1 protein-coding gene is annotated in these 353 nt (G+C 65.7%); it reads left to right on the top strand.

From position 1 onward, the window contains the following. A partial coding sequence (locus KQX66_RS39060; protein ID WP_216798441.1) for a YiiD C-terminal domain-containing protein occupies positions 1–353 on the top strand: 353 nt, incomplete at both ends.

Here is a 353-nt window from a genome sequence, read left to right as displayed (position 1 = left end):
GATTGGTGCGGCCAATTGCAGCAGGCCTGGTATGAACACATTCCGCTGAGCGAAAAGATGGGCGTGCGCATCAGCCAATACACCGGCCAGCGCTTCGTCACCACCATGCCGGAGATCGGCAACCAGAATCCGCACCACACGCTGTTCGCCGGCAGCCTGTTCTCGCTGGCGACGCTGACCGCCTGGGGGCTGATTTGGCTGCTGCTGCGCGAGCGCCATCTCGGCGGCACCATCATTCTGGCGGACGCGCACATTCGTTACAGCAAACCGATTACCGGCAGGCCGCGTGCGGTGGCGGATCTGGGCTCGCTGAGCGGAGATTTGGCGCGTCTGGCGCGCGGCCGCCGCGCGCG

Origin of the sequence: Paenibacillus oleatilyticus, from assembly GCF_018998565.1 — a bacterium.
GTDB classification, from domain to species: Bacteria; Bacillota; Bacilli; order Paenibacillales; family NBRC-103111; genus Paenibacillus_G; species Paenibacillus_G oleatilyticus.
The sequence above is the reverse complement of the archived record's forward strand: the minus strand, read 5'-3'. Positions and strand labels throughout refer to the sequence as shown.